16 protein-coding genes and 1 tRNA gene are annotated in these 15,978 nt (G+C 63.4%); 13 read left to right on the top strand and 4 right to left on the bottom strand.

Annotated features, from left to right (window positions below; translation table 11 throughout):
• Window positions 1-5: 5 nt before the first annotated feature.
• Both JWJ88_RS07745 and JWJ88_RS07740 read left to right on the top strand, forming a co-directional pair.
• A complete protein-coding gene (locus JWJ88_RS07745) occupies window positions 6-1,394 on the top strand; it encodes an aldehyde dehydrogenase family protein (RefSeq protein WP_205293538.1) in 1,389 nt (462 codons plus the stop codon).
• Entirely contained in the window at window positions 1,391-2,536 is a 1,146-nt protein-coding gene (locus JWJ88_RS07740; protein WP_205293537.1) for an iron-containing alcohol dehydrogenase, read from the top strand. The genes JWJ88_RS07745 and JWJ88_RS07740 overlap by 4 nt, the downstream gene beginning before the upstream one ends.
• Window positions 2,537-2,749: 213 nt before the next feature.
• On the opposite strand, the gene JWJ88_RS07735 is transcribed toward JWJ88_RS07740, so the two are convergent.
• A tRNA-Arg gene (locus JWJ88_RS07735) sits at window positions 2,750-2,826 on the bottom strand.
• Window positions 2,827-2,917: 91 nt separating this feature from the next.
• Window positions 2,918-4,348 (bottom strand): sensor histidine kinase, encoded by a 1,431-nt coding sequence (locus JWJ88_RS07730; RefSeq protein ID WP_205293536.1) that lies wholly within the window; start codon window positions 4,346-4,348, stop codon window positions 2,918-2,920.
• A 238-nt stretch (window positions 4,349-4,586) separates the two neighbouring features.
• Between JWJ88_RS07730 and rpmH the strand changes: the two genes are divergently transcribed.
• The 10 genes from rpmH (at window position 4,587) to JWJ88_RS07680 (ending at window position 12,830) form a co-directional block, all read left to right on the top strand.
• Window positions 4,587-4,724, top strand: coding sequence for a 50S ribosomal protein L34 (gene rpmH / locus JWJ88_RS07725; protein ID WP_205293535.1), 138 nt, complete (start codon window positions 4,587-4,589; stop codon window positions 4,722-4,724).
• Window positions 4,725-4,756: 32 nt separating this feature from the next.
• The gene (gene rnpA, locus JWJ88_RS07720; protein ID WP_205293534.1) at window positions 4,757-5,200 is read left to right on the top strand and encodes a ribonuclease P protein component; all 444 of its coding nucleotides are present in this window, start codon (window positions 4,757-4,759) and stop codon (window positions 5,198-5,200) included.
• Window positions 5,197-5,439: a membrane protein insertion efficiency factor YidD gene (yidD, locus tag JWJ88_RS07715; protein WP_205293533.1), complete on the top strand. Its 243-nt coding sequence runs from the start codon at window positions 5,197-5,199 to the stop codon at window positions 5,437-5,439. Before rnpA ends, yidD begins: the two co-directional genes overlap by 4 nt.
• A 52-nt stretch (window positions 5,440-5,491) precedes the next feature.
• Window positions 5,492-6,385, top strand: coding sequence for a tRNA 2-thiocytidine(32) synthetase TtcA (gene ttcA, locus JWJ88_RS07710; protein ID WP_205293532.1), 894 nt, complete (start codon window positions 5,492-5,494; stop codon window positions 6,383-6,385).
• Between the two features lie 60 nt (window positions 6,386-6,445).
• Window positions 6,446-7,726: an EAL domain-containing protein gene (locus JWJ88_RS07705; RefSeq protein ID WP_205293531.1), complete on the top strand. Its 1,281-nt coding sequence runs from the start codon at window positions 6,446-6,448 to the stop codon at window positions 7,724-7,726.
• A 190-nt stretch (window positions 7,727-7,916) separates the two neighbouring features.
• Window positions 7,917-9,824: a membrane protein insertase YidC gene (gene yidC / locus JWJ88_RS07700; protein WP_205293530.1), complete on the top strand. Its 1,908-nt coding sequence runs from the start codon at window positions 7,917-7,919 to the stop codon at window positions 9,822-9,824.
• Window positions 9,821-10,579 carry an MOSC domain-containing protein gene (locus tag JWJ88_RS07695; RefSeq protein ID WP_205293529.1) on the top strand — a complete coding sequence of 253 codons (759 nt, stop codon included), beginning with the start codon at window positions 9,821-9,823 and terminating at the stop codon, window positions 10,577-10,579. Before yidC ends, JWJ88_RS07695 begins: the two co-directional genes overlap by 4 nt.
• Window positions 10,576-11,226: a ribosome biogenesis GTP-binding protein YihA/YsxC gene (gene yihA / locus JWJ88_RS07690; protein ID WP_205293528.1), complete on the top strand. Its 651-nt coding sequence runs from the start codon at window positions 10,576-10,578 to the stop codon at window positions 11,224-11,226. Before JWJ88_RS07695 ends, yihA begins: the two co-directional genes overlap by 4 nt.
• 76 nt (window positions 11,227-11,302) lie before the next feature.
• Window positions 11,303-12,202 (top strand): acetylglutamate kinase, encoded by a 900-nt coding sequence (gene argB, locus JWJ88_RS07685; protein WP_205295159.1) that lies wholly within the window; start codon window positions 11,303-11,305, stop codon window positions 12,200-12,202.
• A 109-nt stretch (window positions 12,203-12,311) separates the two neighbouring features.
• A complete protein-coding gene (locus JWJ88_RS07680) occupies window positions 12,312-12,830 on the top strand; it encodes a SixA phosphatase family protein (protein ID WP_205293527.1) in 519 nt (172 codons plus the stop codon).
• On the opposite strand, the gene JWJ88_RS07675 is transcribed toward JWJ88_RS07680, so the two are convergent.
• Window positions 12,827-13,786: a 1-phosphofructokinase family hexose kinase gene (locus JWJ88_RS07675; protein ID WP_205293526.1), complete on the bottom strand. Its 960-nt coding sequence runs from the start codon at window positions 13,784-13,786 to the stop codon at window positions 12,827-12,829. The two genes, JWJ88_RS07680 and JWJ88_RS07675, sit on opposite strands and share 4 nt — an antisense overlap.
• Window positions 13,786-14,193: a metallopeptidase family protein gene (locus JWJ88_RS07670; protein WP_205293525.1), complete on the bottom strand. Its 408-nt coding sequence runs from the start codon at window positions 14,191-14,193 to the stop codon at window positions 13,786-13,788. Before JWJ88_RS07670 ends, JWJ88_RS07675 begins: the two co-directional genes overlap by 1 nt.
• A 76-nt stretch (window positions 14,194-14,269) precedes the next feature.
• Here JWJ88_RS07670 and gltX point away from each other — a divergent pair, with 76 nt between their 5' ends.
• Entirely contained in the window at window positions 14,270-15,595 is a 1,326-nt protein-coding gene (gene gltX, locus JWJ88_RS07665) for a glutamate--tRNA ligase (RefSeq protein WP_205293524.1), read from the top strand.
• The last annotated feature ends 383 nt before the right edge of the window (window positions 15,596-15,978 follow it).

Here is a 15,978-nt window from a genome sequence, read left to right as displayed (position 1 = left end):
AACAGATGAGCACGATCATCAAACTGATATCGCCCGTGAACGGCGAGACATATATCGAAAGGCTGGCGCTTGGCCCCGATCAGGCGCGCGAGGCAGTTGCCCGCGCATATGCGGCGCAGCCCGCCTGGGCCGCGTTGCCGCTGGCCGAGCGGATCGCCAAGGTCCGCGCCGGGATCGAGGCGCTGAACGCGATGAAGGACGATGTGGTTTCCGAACTCGCCGATCAGATGGGCCGTCCGGTGCGCTATGGCGGCGAGTTTGGCGGCGTGAACGAGCGGGCTGGCCACATGCTGAAGATCGCGCCGGACGCCCTCGCCCCGACCGAGGTCGAATGCAGCGACCGGTTTATCCGCGAGATCAGGCGCGAGCCGGTGGGTGTCGTCTTTGTGATCGCCCCGTGGAATTATCCCTTCCTGACCGCCGTCAATACGGTGGTTCCGGCGTTGGTCGCCGGCAACGCCGTCATCCTCAAACATGCCAGCCAGACCCTGCTGGCGGGCGAGCGTCTGGTTGCCGCCCTGCAGCAAGGCGGCGTTCCGGCCGAAATCATCCAGAATATTGTCCTGGACCACGACACGACTGAGACGCTGATCGCCGAACGCAGTTTCGGCTTTGTGAATTTCACCGGCTCGGTCAGGGGCGGGCAGGCGATCGAACGGGCCGCCGCCGGCACCTTTACCGCGATAGGGCTTGAACTGGGCGGTAAGGACCCCGGCTACGTCCGCGCTGATGCTGATCTGGATGCCGCGGTCGATGGGCTGATGGATGGGGCGATGTTCAACAGTGGCCAATGCTGCTGCGGGATCGAGCGGATCTATGTCCACGAAAGCCTCTATGACGCTTTCGTCGAAAAGGCCGTCGCATGGGTGAACGCCCAAAGGCTGGGAAACCCGCACGACCCCGAAACCACCATGGGTCCGATGGCGCATCGGCGCTTTGCCGATGTCGTCCGCGCCCAGGTGTCAGAGGCGGTCGCCCAGGGCGCGAAACCCCTGATCGACCCCGCGCGCTTTCCCGCCGACGATGGCGGTGCCTATCTTGCCCCGCAAATCCTGGTTGATGTGACCCATGATATGCGCGTCATGCGCGAGGAGAGCTTTGGCCCCGTCGTCGGCATCATGCCGGTTCGCGACGATGCCCAGGCAATCGCGCTGATGAATGACTGCGACTATGGCCTGACCGCTTCGATCTGGACCATGGACCCGGATGCCGCGGACGAAATCGGCAGCCAGCTTCAGACCGGCACCGTCTTCATGAATCGTTGCGACTATCTGGACCCGGCGCTTTGCTGGACCGGCTGCAAGGATACCGGACGCGGGGCCGCGCTGTCGAACCTTGGTTATCTGGCCGTGACCCGGCCGAAATCCTATCATCTCAAGAAGGGGACGAAATGACGCTCCGTGCGAACTGGTCCTATCCGACCATTATCAAATTCGGCGCGGGCCGGATTTCCGAACTGGCCGAGCATTGCAAGGCCGTGGGGATCAAGCGGCCCCTGCTGGTGACGGACAAGGCGCTGGCGGGTCTGCCGATCACCGCGCAGGCGCTGGATATACTGGATGCGGCGGGCTTGAGCCGGGCGGTCTTTTCCGATGTCGATCCGAACCCGAACGAAGGCAATATGCAGGCGGGGATCTCTGTCTACAAAGCCGGGGGACATGACGGGGTTATCTGCTTTGGCGGTGGCTCCGCGCTGGATCTGGGCAAGATGGTCGCGCTGATGGCGGATCAATCGGTGTCGGTCTGGGATCTCGAGGATGTCGGGGATTGGTGGACGCGTGCCGACGCCAGCAAGATCGCCCCGATCATCGCGGTTCCCACGACTGCCGGCACGGGGTCCGAGGTCGGACGGGCAGGGGTGCTGACGAATTCCCAAACCCACAAGAAAAAGATCATCTTCCACCCGAAGCTGATGCCCGCCGTCACCATCTGCGACCCCGAACTGACCGTCGGCATGCCGAAATTTATCACTGCCGGCACCGGCATGGACGCATTCGCCCATTGTCTGGAAGCGTTCTGTTCGCCCCACTACCACCCCATGTCGCAGGGCATCGCGCTTGAGGGGTTGCGACTCGTGAACGAGAACCTGCCGCGCGCCTATGCCGTCCCCGACGACATCGAGGCCCGTGCGCAGATGATGAGCGCCGCCGCTATGGGCGCCGTCGCCTTCCAGAAAGGGTTGGGCGCGATACACAGCCTCAGCCACCCAATCGGCGCGGTTTATGGCACCCACCATGGCACCACGAATGCCGTGGTCATGCCGATGGTGCTGGACTTCAACCGTCCGGCTGTCGAAGACCGTCTGGCCCGTGCCGCCGATTATCTGGGCATCAAGGGCGGCTTCGACGGCTTCCTCGCCCGTGTCATGGAGCTGCGCCACGAGTTGGGCATCCCCGCGAATCTGACCGAGATGGGGGTCCAGCCCGACCGGCTGGATGAACTGACCGAGATGGCGCTGGAAGATCCCAGTTGCGGCGGCAACCCGGTCGAGATGACCCGCGAAAACACCCGCGCGCTGTTTGAAAGCTGCATGTAGGCGAAAAGCCGGCAGCCTGTCGTCCGATGGGTTGCCGGTTGCCGGGCCGATTTTCCCCGGACAAGCGAAATCCTGAAACGCGCAAAACCGGTGATCTTCGACCGCGGCAAGAGGGTTTCCGCCGGGAGCCATCATCGGGATGGGCTGCGAAATGCCTTATCAAAGAACTGGCCAAAAGGCCGAATTTCTCTGAAAGACAATGTTCTGGATAAATGGCGGACCCGGAGCGATTCGAACGCCCGACCCCCAGATTCGTAGTCTGGTGCTCTATCCAGCTGAGCTACGGGTCCGCTGTGAGGCGGTGATTTAGAGTGAGCGTCGGGGGCGCGCAAGGCCAAAATGACCTTCTGAGAAATCTTTTTCTGAAATCGACTTGAACGCCTATCCCGCCACCGCCTCGGCCTGCGAGGCGAGCCCGGCCAACTCGCGCGGCAGGTGCAGGATAAACTGCGTGCCCTCTTCGTCGCTGCGCAAAAGCTCCAGCCGACCACCGTGGTTGCGCACCAGGTCCGCCGCGATGGCAAGACCAAGCCCCGTGCCCCCCTTGCGCGAGCCGCCCGAGAAGGGCTGGAACAGGAAATCCCGCGCCTTGCGTGGAAGACCGGGGCCGGTGTCGCCGATGCGGATCCACCATTCCTGCTCGTCCTCGCCGGCGCCGATCTCGATGGTGCCGGGTTGGCGCGTGGCCTCGATGGCCTGACGCGCATTGCGCACCAGATTGGACAGCACCCGGAACAATTGGTCGCGGTCGGCGCGGATCATCAGGCTGGGCGGGATGTCGGTCAGGAATTCGATGGGTTGGGCGCCATCGGGCTGGTCAGAGGCCAGCGCCTCGCCCTCGGTCACCTCGGAGACCAGCGCCGAGAGGTTGAAGCGTGACAGCGACGGTGCCGGTTCTTCGGCCTTGCCGAAGGCCAGCGTCGTCTCGCACAGGTTCACCGCGCGGCTGATCGAATTGACCAGCTTGGGCGCTGCACGACGCACGGCAGGGTCGGCGCTGGTTTCCAGCCGGTCGGCGAATATCTGCGCCGTGGTCAGGATATTGCGCAGGTCATGGCTGATACGGGCCACGGCCTGACCCAATTGCGCCAGCCGGTCCTTTTGCTTCAACGCCGAGGTGACGGTCCGCTGCATGGCGGCCAGTGCGGTTTCGGCCTCGTTCAACTCGGTCAGTCGTGCGTTTGGGGTGATGATCGCGCGCGCGTCCTCGGGCGCGCTGGCATAGGCGGTCATGTGGTTGATGACGCGCCGGATCGGCACCAGCAGCAGCCGCTGTGCCGCCAGGTTCAGCAACAGCGCAGTCAGGATCGAGAAGGCGGCCGAGATCAGCAGCAGCCGCAACCCATAGTCGATCATCCCGGTTCGCAGCCGTTCGGTGTCGGTGGTGATCTCGATCAGCTGGCCGGCCTGATTGACGGGCGCGCCGATCACCCGGATCACCCGGTTCTGCGGATCGGCCAACTGCACCAGCGCGTCGCGAATCGAGGTCCAAAAGGGCTGGTCGCGCAGATCGTAGGTGGCCGAGATCGGTCCCGGGATCGGCGAAGACAGCACCAGCTGCCGCACGTCGTTGCGACGCAGGACGACGTTGAAGACGCCGGCATTCTCCAGCAGTTCGGATTCCAGATCCGTGGCCAGCGATTCGTCGGTCGCAAGCAATGCAAGGCTGGCGATCTGCGCGCGCTCCAGCCGCGATTCCAGGAAATCCAACCGATAATTCGAAATCGCGGGCAACAGGATCAATAATTCGGCCAGAAGCACGAAAAGACCCGTGATCAGCGCGAATCGGCCGGATAAACTATTCAGGGACATGGTGAGTTTTGCTATTCCCTTTTTCGCGCCGCTGCTGCTTCACATAGTGGTTGATATTATGCAGTTCAAACCTGCGTGACATGTTCCGGTTCCCAAACCTTCGTGCAGGCGGCAAAAACCTTGCAACGTGGTTGACTTGATCGGCGGGTGCGACTATCCAGCGGGCCTCGAATAGACCGGCGCGTCTTGCGTGGGCCTATGGCCCATACCCTGACACGCCCTGACCCGGAGTTTGAAGATGTCGAAACGCACTTTCCAGCCGTCGAACCTGGTTCGCGCCCGCCGCCACGGCTTTCGTGCGCGCATGGCGACCAAAGGCGGCCGCCGCGTGATCAACGCCCGCCGTGCCAAGGGCCGCAAGACCCTTAGCGCGTAAGTCCTAGCGCCGCAGGGCGTGGGCTTGCCATAATGGACAGCACCACCAAAGCCGCCGCCGCTGACCGGGCCGTCGCCAACACGACGCCGGAAAGGGCGGCTTCTGCCGTTTCGGGGGGGCGATTGGAAACCCTGTGCAAGCGGGCGGATTTTCTGCGCGCGGCATCGGCTCGCCGGCAAGGCATGCCGGGGTTTCTGCTTCAGGCCCGCTGCCGGCCCGAGGCAGAGGCGGGCCAGGCGATTCGCGTTGGTTTCACCTGTTCGAAAAAACTTGGCAATGCCGTGACGCGCAACCGTGCCAAGCGCCGGTTGCGGGCCTTGGCGCGCGAGATCATGCCGGGCATCGCGCGGCCGGGTTGGGATTATGTGCTGGTCGGACGCCCCGGTGCCACGGTCGAGCGTGGCTTTGCCGAACTGCGTGCCGACCTTGCCGCGGCTCTTGTCCGGGTCCATGCCTCGCGGGGCGATGTGAAATGAGCCCGCTGGCGCATGTTCTGGCGCTGCCGGTCCGGGCCTATCGGATGGTGGCCAGCCCTTGGGTCGGGCATGGTTGCCGCTTTCAGCCCACCTGCTCGGCCTATGCGCTAGAGGCGCTGGAGCGGCACGGTGGGATCAAGGGCGGTTGGCTGACGGCGCGTCGGGTCTGCCGCTGCCACCCCTGGGGCGGGCATGGCTTTGACCCGGTGCCCGGGGCCAAGCAAACGCCGCAGGACTAAGGCGGCGCTTTCATGCTAATCAGGGTGCCAAAGGCGCAACGAGGATCGACAGATGCGGGATGAGATCGGCGAAACCGGAGAGTTCGAGGCAGAGGACATCCATCCACTGTTCCACGGTGCGCCCAGCTCGACCGAGTTCCGCAAGCTGCGCAAGCGCTTGGTGCGAGAGACCCGCGCCGCGGTCGAAACCTATGACATGGTTCGCCCTGGCGATCGCTGGCTGATCTGCCTGTCGGGCGGCAAGGACAGCTATACTTTGCTGGCGGTGTTGCACGAATTGAAATGGCGCGGGCTGTTGCCGGTCGAGCTGCTGGCTTGCAATCTTGATCAGGGCCAGCCGGGTTTTCCCGCGACCGTTCTGCCGGAATTCCTGACCGAACGGCAGGTGCAGCATCGCATCGAATATCAGGACACCTACTCCATCGTGAAGGAAAAGGTGCCCGAGGGCCGGACCTATTGCAGCCTGTGTTCGCGTTTGCGCCGGGGCAATCTTTACCGTATCGCGCGGGAAGAGGGGTGTCAGGCCATCGTGCTGGGCCATCACCGCGACGACATTCTGGAAACGTTTTTCATGAACCTGTTTCACGGCGGCAGGCTGGCTACGATGCCGCCCAAGCTGCTGAACGAAGAGGGGGACCTGAACGTCCTGCGCCCCTTGGCCTTCGTGTCCGAGGCCGATTGCGAGCGTTTTGCCCGTGCGATGAAATACCCCGTGATTCCCTGCGACCTGTGCGGCAGTCAGGAAGGGTTGCAGCGCATGCAGGTCAAGAAGCTGCTCGACGACTGGGAAACGCGTAGCCCGGGACGCCGCCAGGTCATGTTCCGGGCGTTGATGAATGTACGCCCTTCGCATCTGCCGGATCCTAAACTGTTCGATTTCGCCGCGCTGGCGCCGAATATGTTGGATTTTAGTGAAAAAGAAGTTCCGATTCTGCGCGAACATTAACGGAACAAAAAGCTTCATAAGCTTAGGCTGCGATCCGTGGAACATGATTCGGATCAGGCAATGGCTTATGGAATCGCGGCGGCTGCGTCACGGCTGGCAAAGCTTGTCAGGGACAAAGGGGCGGTGCAGGGCAGGGTCAGGCTCGCGCTGGTCCTGCGGGTCGAAAATGTCGATATGCTGCGCGCCAGTATCGGCCCGACGACGTTGGAGCAGATGCTGGACCGGCTCTTGTCGCGGCTGGTGTCGGAACTCAGGCTGCTGCCGCAGGCGCGCAGCCGCGGGTGCGGGGAAATCCGTGGTCTTTTCTCCATAGGGCGTTCTCAGGCGGTGCCCGGACTGCTGGCGCGATTACAGACTATCTGCTCGGATCAGATCGAGTTGGCGGATCTGCGCATCAGGCCGGTGGTGAACGCGGTGATCGTCAGCGACGAAACAGGGCAGCAGGATCCTTCGACGCTTTACGCCCATGGGCGCGACGCCTTGCGGGGTTGCGGTCCATTTTCGGCCACAGGACAGATTCGCTTTGTCGAGATTGCGCCTTTGGCACAGCCGTTGGTGCCGCCTGCTCTGGCGCTTGATCGGGTCGGACTGCTGTTTCAGCCCCAGCTTTGCTGCGATACGGGGCAAGTGGCCGCGCTGCGGGTTTTGCCTTGGATTGGCATGGACGATCACGACGGTTGCGATCTGGCCGAGCTACAGCCCCGGCTTGATGATACGACGCTGGGACGGATCGTAGGGAACGTGCTGCGTCAGGCCTTCGCCGACCTGCGTGGCTGGGATCGCATGGGTGCGCGGGTGCCCCGGCTGTCGTTGCCGCTGGCCGAGAGGGTGTTGGGTGATGCCTCAACGGTCGATGCGGTTTTGTGGGAACTGGACCGCCACGACCTGTCCCCGGAACGGCTGGAAATCGAAGTGAGCGAGCCGATTGGTCGTGGCGGCGGCCGGATACCGGTAACTGCCAGCCTGCAGCGTCTGATTGCGGCGGGTTGCACCGTTGCCTTGGGTGAATTCGGGGCCGGTAGTGCGGGGCTGGACGACCTGCGCCGTTTCGGAATCGGTCGGGTTCGGATCGCGCCCGAATTCATCTCTGGTTGTGACCACTGCGCGGATCAGCAGCGTATGATCCTGGCCATTCTGGCGCTGGCGGAACATCTGCGTCTTGCCACCCTGGCCGATGGCGTGGCGACTCAAGATGAGAACACCTTTCTGGCACAGATCGGCGTCAATTCGGTGCAGGGCCCGATCGTGGCGCCGCCGCTGGATGCTGCCGCAGTCGATGACTTCCTGCTGCATCATGACCATTTCCTGCCAGCGCCGCTTGACCTGCGTCGTAAGGCATGAAATCGGGCATAGGTTCTGGTGCGCCAGGCACTTGAAAGGGGTTGGCAGAGCAGGGTTGCGACATGACAGCGCGTCGGTTCCAGAAGGAAACCGAGCCGGTTTTCGGGCAAATTCCCTTGACCTTTGCCGGTCGCTTCTGTTGAAGCGGCCCGAACCCTCAGACTGGGTGACGACGAAGGGCTGGTCCTGAATGCAAGACAACAACCGCAACCTCATCCTGGCGATGGTGCTTTCCGCCCTCGTCATGCTCGTCTGGTCGATCTTTTTCGCCCCCGAGCCGGTGCCTTCCGCACAGGATACAGCGCCGGCCAGCACGCAAAACGCTGCCGCCCCCGAGACGGGCGCCCCCGCTACGCCAGGTGCGGCGTCGCAGGGCGCGGCACCGGAACTCGATGCGACGGCGACCAGCAGCGATCCTTCGGCCAATGCCGGACGGGTGCAGATCGAATCCCCTTCGCTGGCAGGCACGCTCTCTCTGGCGGGTGGACGCATCGACGATCTGGAGCTGACCGGCTATCGCGAGACGTTAGATCCGGACTCGCCCTTCGTGCGCCTGCTGTCGCCGACGACGCAAACCACGATCCGTGCGGGGGGCACTCCGGTCGCGCCCGGAGGAGAGGTGCAGCTTGCTCAACACAAGCCCTATTATGCGGTCTATGGCTGGATGCCCGCTGCCGGGACCGATCCCGCTCTGGTCCCCGGCCCGGCAACCGTATGGGAGATCGAATCCGGTTCAACCCTCGCGCCCGGTCAGCCGGTCACGCTGCGCTGGGACAATGGCGCCGGCCAGATCTTCCGCCGTACATATGAACTGGACGACAAGTTCCTGTTCACCGTGACGCAGACGTTGGAAAATACCGGTGCCGCGCCTTTCTCGGCCGCGCCCTATGGTATTCTGGCGCGCCACGGTCGGCCCGATACCCAGAACTTCTTCGTCCTGCACGAGGGCGCGGTCGGCATGACCGATGGCAAGCTTCTGGAAAAGAAATATAAGGATATGGCCAAGCTCGATCCGCTGGCGGGCGAAGGCCCGGCCCAACTGATCGAGGTGCAAGAGAACGGCTGGATCGGCTTCACCGACAAGTACTGGATGACAACGCTGGCTCCGACACCCGGCCAACCATTTACCGCGGTGGTGAAATATGCACCGGGTGCCGAAATCTACCAGACAGAGACGCGAATGCCGGTGCAGACTGTCGCCGCTGGCGCGACCGGCACCAGTGCCAGCTATCTCTTTGCCGGTGCCAAGGTGTGGGAGATCATCGATGGTTATCAGACCGATCCCGGCATCGACCGTTTCGTGGACTCCATAGACTGGGGCTGGTTCTATTTCCTGACCAAACCCATCTTCCGCCTGCTGCACTGGCTGCATGGCATGATCGGCAACATGGGCTGGGCGATCATCGCGCTGACCTTTGTGCTGAAGCTGCTGGTCTTCCCGCTGGCGCGCAAATCCTACATCTCGATGGCGAAGATGAAGGAACTCCAGCCAGAAATGGAGGCCCTGAAGCAGCGCACGGGCGATGACCGGACTAAGTTCCAAAAAGAGGTGATGGAGCTTTACAAGCGCGAGAAGGTGAACCCAGCAGCAGGCTGTTTGCCGGTGCTGTTGCAGATCCCGATCTTTTTTGCGCTCTACAAGGTGATCTTTGTCACCATCGAGTTGCGTCACGCGCCTTGGATCGGCTGGATCCGCGACCTTGCGGCACCCGACCCGTCCAGCTTGTGGAACCTGTTCGGCCTCATGCCATGGGCGGCGCCGGGCCAGGGCAGCTTCCTGCACAGCTTCACCCTGCCGGTGCTGGCGATCCTGCTGGGTATTTCGATGTGGATGCAGCAAAAGCTGAACCCGGCTCCTGCCGATCCGGCACAGAAGATGATCTTCGCCTGGATGCCTTGGGTGTTCATGCTGATGCTGGGCGGTTTTGCCTCGGGGCTGGTGCTCTACTGGATCACCAACAACACCATCACCATCATGCAGCAATACACTATCATGAGCATGCATGGTCACCGGCCGGACATGTTCGGCAATATCCGGGCCAGCCTGCCAACGCGGACCAAGGCAAAGGACAAGGGCGAGGATAAGGGCGGAAAATGACCGCCCGCGTCGCCCGGATACGCCGGTACCCGATCAAGGCGATCGGGGGCGAGGATCTGCGCCGCACCCGGTTGGATGCGGCGCGGCGCTTGCCGGGCGACCGGCTCTGGGCACTTCTGACCGAGATGGGTGAGCGGCATGCGGGCGAGATACCGCAACGTTGGCTGCCGAAATCCTGCTTTCTTCGGGGCGCGGCCTCGGCCGGGCTGCAGGCCGTGCAGGGCGGTTGGGGTGATGGGATGGCTGACGGGCGCATCTGTCTGACTCATCCCGATCTGCCCGATCTTGACTTTGATCCCGCGACCGAAGGTGCGCGTCTGGTCGACTGGCTGCGCCCGCTGTGGTCCGCCGACAAACCTGCCCCGACCCGGCTGGTTCAGGGACCGACCGGCTGGACCGACGTGAGCCAGCCTTGGGTCTCGATCCTGTCCTTGTCGAGCCTTGCCGATCTTGAAGGGCGGCTTGGCAAGCCCCTTGGGATCGAACGCTGGCGGGGAAACATCTGGCTGGACGGTTGGGAGCCTTATGCCGAACGTGATCTCATCGGTCGTATCCTGACCGTGGGCGCGGTCGAATTGCGCGTGACCGAATCCATCGGTCGTTGCCCGGCGACAAGTGCTGACACGGTTACCGGCCGCATCGACATTGACATGCCCAAGGCACTTGAGGCGCAATTCGGCCACCGCAACTTCGGCATTTATGCCGAGGTGGTGTCCGGCGGTGAAATCGCATTAGGTGACGAGGTGCTCGCATGAAAGTCGCATTCCCACTTGCCCCCGAGCCTGAAGCCGAAATCGCCGAGGCCGCGCGCCTGCTTTTCGCAGGCCCGGTGGATTTCCTGAAAGGCGTGGTGGCCATGGACGGGTTGCCGCCCGCCGACCGGCCGGAGGTTTGCTTTGCCGGGCGCTCGAATGCAGGAAAATCTAGCCTTATCAATGCGCTTACAGGGCGCAAAGGGCTGGCGCGGGCCTCGAATACGCCGGGCCGCACGCAAGAGATCAACTATTTCGAACTGGGCGAGCGCGCCTACCTCGTCGACCTGCCGGGTTATGGTTTTGCCAAGGCGCCGGTTGCGGTGGTGGCGAAATGGCAGGCGCTTTTGAAAAACTACCTGGCTGGCCGGCCGACGCTGCGCCGCGCCTTTACCCTGATCGATTCGCGCCACGGCGTGAAGGACGTGGATCACGAGATCATGCGGCTGCTGGACCGCTCGGCCGTGCCTTTTCAGGTCGTGCTGACCAAGGCCGACAAGATCGGTTCCCAAGCCATGGCCGACACGGTCGAACAGGTGCGGGAGGCGCTGCAAAAGCACCCCGCCGCCTATCCCGAGCTGGTGATTACAAGTTCGGAAAAAGGACAGGGCATTGCCACCCTGCGCGCCATCATCGCCAGTCTCGGCTAAGGCGGTCTGGACTGATTAGCGCCCGCGTCCTAGGGTCGGGCGCGACGAACAGGGGCTTCTGATGAGAAAGCAGAAAATGAACCGTGACTGGATTGCCACCGCCCGCACCCTCTCGGAAGCCCTGCCTTATATGCAGCGTTACTCCGGGGCGGTCGTGGTGGTGAAATTCGGCGGCAATGCCATGGGCGACGACGATGCCATGGCCGAATTCGCCCGCGATATCGTGCTGATGAAGCAGGTCGGCATCCATCCGGTAGTTTGCCATGGCGGCGGCCCGATGATCAACGACCTGCTGGGTAAGCTGGGCATCGAAAGCCGCTTCGTTCGTGGCAAGCGCGTCACCACCCGCGAAACCGTCGAGGTGGTCGAGATGGTGCTGTCGGGCCTTGTCAACAAGCGGATCGTGCAGGCGATCAACGACGCCGGCGGGCGCGCCGTGGGCATTTCGGGCAAGGACGACGACCTGATGGTCTGTGAACCGGACGATCCCGAACTGGGCTTCGTCGGCCGCCCGGTCGAGATGAACGTGCAGATCATCCGCGACCTCTATAACGCCGGGCTGATCCCGGTCATCGCCCCGGTCGCCACCGGGATGGAGGATAACGAGACCTTCAACGTCAACGGTGATACCGCTGCGGGCGCAATTGCCGGTGCGCTCAGGGCCGACCGGTTGCTGCTGTTGACCGACGTGTCGGGCGTGAAGGGCGGATCGGGCGAGGTGCTGACCCAGATCCACCCCGATCAGGTCCGCGCGATGATCGCCGATGGCACCATCGCCGGGGGCATGATCCCCAAGACCGAAACCGCGCTGAAGGCGCTGGACGAAGGCGTGCGCGCGGTCGTGATCTTGGACGGGCGGGTGCCTAACGCGTGCCTGTTGGAGCTTTTTACCGAACATGGCGCGGGATCGCTGATCCGCTCGACCGATCCGCGGGTCAAGCCGCGCGGCCTGCGTCAGGGTGACAGCGGGCTTTGAGATGCGCGCGACATCCCGCCACAAAGAGAAGACTTGCCCGCGCGCCAGAAGCTATGGCAGGCTCGGCGACGCCGCCTCAATTTAACCGCATGGCCGAAAAGGCAATTCTATGACCCCACTCGGACACTGCCGTCTGATTCTGACCCGTCATGCCAAATCGTCCTGGGACGACCCGGCGCAGGACGATCACGCCCGCCCGCTGAATGCGCGCGGCCGCCGTTCGGCACGCGAACTGGGCGATTGGCTGGCCAGCCGCGGCTATGAGCCCGAAGAGGTGCTGTGCTCGACCTCGGAGCGCACGCGCGAAACCTGGGAGCGTATCGCCATGGCCCCCCTAGAGGTGCGGCCGCATATCCGTTACGAGGCGGCGCTTTACCAGGCCGGCCCCGAGAAGATGCTGGAGATCCTGCGCAGCGCCTCGGCCCCGACGGTGATGATGATCGGGCACAACCCCGGTATCGCCGCCTTTGCGGCCATGTTGCCGGCGCGCGTGCCGCTGGACCCGGATTTCCGCCGTTATCCGACGGCGGCGACTCTGGTCGTCGATTTCCAGATCGGTGATTGGTCAGCCGTGGGGCAGGCTCAGGGCAGCGTCTTGGATTTCGTGCGGATGGACGGGCGCGACTAAGCCTGCATCCGCGTCACCATGCGGGCGGCGAACAGCCGCTCGACATCCGGGCCGTGGCAGAGTTCTGTCGCAGGGGTCTGCACCGTGGCCGAGGCTGCTGCGGCTGCCAGCCCCAGTGCATCGGCCACCGGCCAGTCACGCGCATGGCCCAGCGTGAACCCCGCAAGAAAGCTGTCGCCTGCGCCGACCTTGCTGACAATCTGCACCCGCGCGGCCTCGGCATGCCAGATGCCATCGTCTGTGGCGATGATATTGCCGTCGCGCCCGCGCGCCACGATCACTCCATGCGCAGCGCCCGAGGCGACCAGCCCCGCGGCGAAAGCCGCCGTATCGGCGCGATAGGGCAGGGGGCGGCCGGCCAGCCCTTCGGCCTCTTCGTCGTCCATGCGCAGGATTTCGACGCGGCGGTCGGTGGCGGCGGCGACCTCGGCCAGCGCCGGACCCGAGGTGTCCACGATCAGCCGCGCTCCGGTTCCGCGCAGCCGGTCAGCCAGCATGGCGGCAAAGCAGGCAGGCACCCCCGGCGGGCTGGAGCCGGACAGCACCACCAGCGCGCCGGGCGCGGCGGCATCGGCGGTAGCCTCCAGCGCAGCCTGAACATCGGTCTTGGACCATTCAGGGCCGGGCATGACGAAACGGTATTGCTGGCGGATGGTCTGGTCGTCCACGGTCACGGACTGCCGTGTCTCGCCCGGGGCAGGCAGCGTCTGGAGCGGAATTCCCGTTTCGGCCAGCAGTTCGCAGATGCGCTGGCCGGTTGCGCCGCCAAGGGCGACCAGCGCCGTGCTTTCCCCGCCCATGGCACGGATCGCCCGGCTGACGTTGATGCCGCCGCCGCCGGGATCGAAACGCGGCGCTTCGCAACGCAGCTTGATGTCGGGCACCACACGGGTGCAGGCGGTGGTAAGGTCCAGCGCCGGGTTCAGCGTTATGGTCAGGATCGGCGCCTGATCCATCATTCCCACCAGCGATCGATGGCTGCAATATCGTCGTCGGACCAGCCGAAATGATGGGCGAATTCATGTACCACGACATGGGCAACCAGTGCGCCTAGGGACACGTCGCCACGGCTGGCCCATTCGTCCAGGATGGCGCGGCGGAACAGCCAGACCGTATCGGGAAAATGTTGCGGGTCGCTGGTCGATTTCTCGGTCATCGGCACGCCGTCATAAAGCCCGGTCAGCTCCAGCGGGTCGTCGATTTCCAGTTCGTCAAGGAATTCCTCGCTGGCAAAATCCTCGACCCGCAGGACGACCTGCGCGGCGGGGCCGGCGAATTCCGGCGGCAGACCGGCGATGGCCTCGCGTGCCAGTTCCTCGATCAACGCCGCGTCCGGCGCCTCCGCATTCTTCCAGTCAAACATCGGCAATCCTCGCTTTGGTCCCGATATGGACAAAAACCGCCGTTTGTGAAAGAGCGAAGCCGACAGGAGAACTTCCATGACCATCACCCGTTTCGCCCCTTCGCCCACCGGCCATATCCATGTCGGCAACCTTCGCACGGCGCTGATGAACTATCTGATCGCGCGCAAGGCGGGCGGCACCTTCATCCTGCGGCTGGACGATACCGACCGCGAGCGGTCGAAGCAGGAATATGCCGACGGCATCCAGCGCGACCTGGAGTGGCTGGGCCTGACCTGGGACCGGATCGAGCGGCAGTCGGACCGGCTGGACCGCTATGCCGAAGCGGCCGACGGACTGCGCGCCGCGAACCGGCTTTACGAGGTCTTCGAAACCCCGACCGAGTTGGACCTCAAGCGCAAGAAGCAACTGAACATGGGCAAGCCGCCGGTCTATGACCGCGCTGGCCTGAAGCTCTCTGCCGAGGAAAAGGACAAGCTGCGCGCCGAGGGTCGGGCCGGCTACTGGCGTTTCCTACTGGATCAGGAGCGGATCGAGTGGTCCGATGGAATCCTTGGCGATATCTCCATCGATGCGGCCAGCGTTTCGGACCCGGTGCTGATCCGCGCCGACGGGCAGGTGCTGTATACCTTTGCCAGTTCCGTCGATGACGCCGACATGGGCGTGACCCATATCGTGCGCGGCGCCGATCATGTGACCAATACAGCGACGCAGATCCAGATCATCCGCGCGCTGGGGGCCAAGCCGCCGGCTTTCGCCCACCACAGCCTTCTGACGGGCGCTAAGGGCGAAGAGCTTTCCAAGCGTCTTGGCACCCTGTCGATCCGGGATCTGCGCGAAAGCGGAGTCGAGCCGCAGGCGCTTTTGTCCCTGATGGTGCGGCTGGGCTCGTCGCAGCCGGTTGAGTTGAAGATGTCGCTGGACGAACTGGCCGAGGGCTTCGATCTGTCGCAATTCGGTGCCTCGCCCACCAAGTTCGACGCCGAGGATCTGTGGCCCCTGACGCGAGAGGCCAACCAGTCGCGGCCGTTTGCGGCGGTCAAGGATCGTATCGCCGCGCTTGGTGTGCCCGACGAACTGGCCGAGCGGTTCTGGCGCGTCGCCTCGCAAAACATCACCAAGCTGGATGACCTGGCCGATTGGTGGCAGATCTTCGCGAATGGTGCGGAGCCGCAGATCGAGCCCGAGGATGCCGAGTTCATCGCACAGGCAATGAAGCTGTTGCCGCCTCCACCCTATACCGATGCGACATGGGGTGAGTTTACCGCCAAGGTCAAGGAGGCGACCGGACGCAAGGGCAAGGGGCTGTTCATGCCGCTGCGCAAGGCTTTGACCGGGCAGGCTCATGGGCCGGATATGTCCGAGGTCATGCCGCTGTTGCAGGTCGTGCGCGCGCGCGACTGATCCTTGGCTGCGGGAAAGATGCGAAAAGGCCGCCCAAGAGGCGGCCTTTTCCGTGTGGCATATAGCTGCATCAAAGACTGAATTTAGATAATTTGTCTGAAAGATGCAGGCGCAAAGGAATCGCCAGACGCGAGTTCGGCCAGTTCTTGCCTATGAACGAATGGCGATGGCAGGAGAAAATCCGAGGGGATTTTGCAGATTCACAACCGGGCGAGAACAAGTCTGGGCACCCGCCCGGTCAGGTTTGAACAAACAACCAAAATAACGCTTACCAAGGTTAACAAACAACCGCTTACGGAACGTTGTCTGTATGCACCCCTGTGACGAGAAAGGGAATATGTCCATAAGTTAGGTTGCATTTGCTGACCTAATAAAGGCAGTGC

The organism is Paracoccus methylovorus (genome assembly GCF_016919705.1).
GTDB lineage: Bacteria > Pseudomonadota > Alphaproteobacteria > Rhodobacterales > Rhodobacteraceae > Paracoccus > Paracoccus methylovorus.
This window is presented reverse-complemented; position numbering and strand designations above follow the sequence as displayed.

Excerpts from the sequence above, each read along its gene's own strand:
- JWJ88_RS07745 (WP_205293538.1), top strand. The coding sequence starts at position 6 with ATGAGCACGATCATCAAACTGATATCGCCCGTGAACGGCGAGACATAT.
- JWJ88_RS07740 (WP_205293537.1), top strand. The coding sequence starts at position 1,391 with ATGACGCTCCGTGCGAACTGGTCCTATCCGACCATTATCAAATTCGGC.
- JWJ88_RS07730 (WP_205293536.1), bottom strand. The coding sequence starts at position 4,348 with ATGTCCCTGAATAGTTTATCCGGCCGATTCGCGCTGATCACGGGTCTT.
- rpmH (WP_205293535.1), top strand. The coding sequence starts at position 4,587 with ATGTCGAAACGCACTTTCCAGCCGTCGAACCTGGTTCGCGCCCGCCGC.
- rnpA (WP_205293534.1), top strand. The coding sequence starts at position 4,757 with ATGGACAGCACCACCAAAGCCGCCGCCGCTGACCGGGCCGTCGCCAAC.
- yidD (WP_205293533.1), top strand. The coding sequence starts at position 5,197 with ATGAGCCCGCTGGCGCATGTTCTGGCGCTGCCGGTCCGGGCCTATCGG.
- ttcA (WP_205293532.1), top strand. The coding sequence starts at position 5,492 with ATGCGGGATGAGATCGGCGAAACCGGAGAGTTCGAGGCAGAGGACATC.
- JWJ88_RS07705 (WP_205293531.1), top strand. The coding sequence starts at position 6,446 with ATGGCTTATGGAATCGCGGCGGCTGCGTCACGGCTGGCAAAGCTTGTC.
- yidC (WP_205293530.1), top strand. The coding sequence starts at position 7,917 with ATGCAAGACAACAACCGCAACCTCATCCTGGCGATGGTGCTTTCCGCC.
- JWJ88_RS07695 (WP_205293529.1), top strand. The coding sequence starts at position 9,821 with ATGACCGCCCGCGTCGCCCGGATACGCCGGTACCCGATCAAGGCGATC.
- yihA (WP_205293528.1), top strand. The coding sequence starts at position 10,576 with ATGAAAGTCGCATTCCCACTTGCCCCCGAGCCTGAAGCCGAAATCGCC.
- argB (WP_205295159.1), top strand. The coding sequence starts at position 11,303 with ATGAACCGTGACTGGATTGCCACCGCCCGCACCCTCTCGGAAGCCCTG.
- JWJ88_RS07680 (WP_205293527.1), top strand. The coding sequence starts at position 12,312 with ATGACCCCACTCGGACACTGCCGTCTGATTCTGACCCGTCATGCCAAA.
- JWJ88_RS07675 (WP_205293526.1), bottom strand. The coding sequence starts at position 13,786 with ATGGATCAGGCGCCGATCCTGACCATAACGCTGAACCCGGCGCTGGAC.
- JWJ88_RS07670 (WP_205293525.1), bottom strand. The coding sequence starts at position 14,193 with ATGTTTGACTGGAAGAATGCGGAGGCGCCGGACGCGGCGTTGATCGAG.
- gltX (WP_205293524.1), top strand. The coding sequence starts at position 14,270 with ATGACCATCACCCGTTTCGCCCCTTCGCCCACCGGCCATATCCATGTC.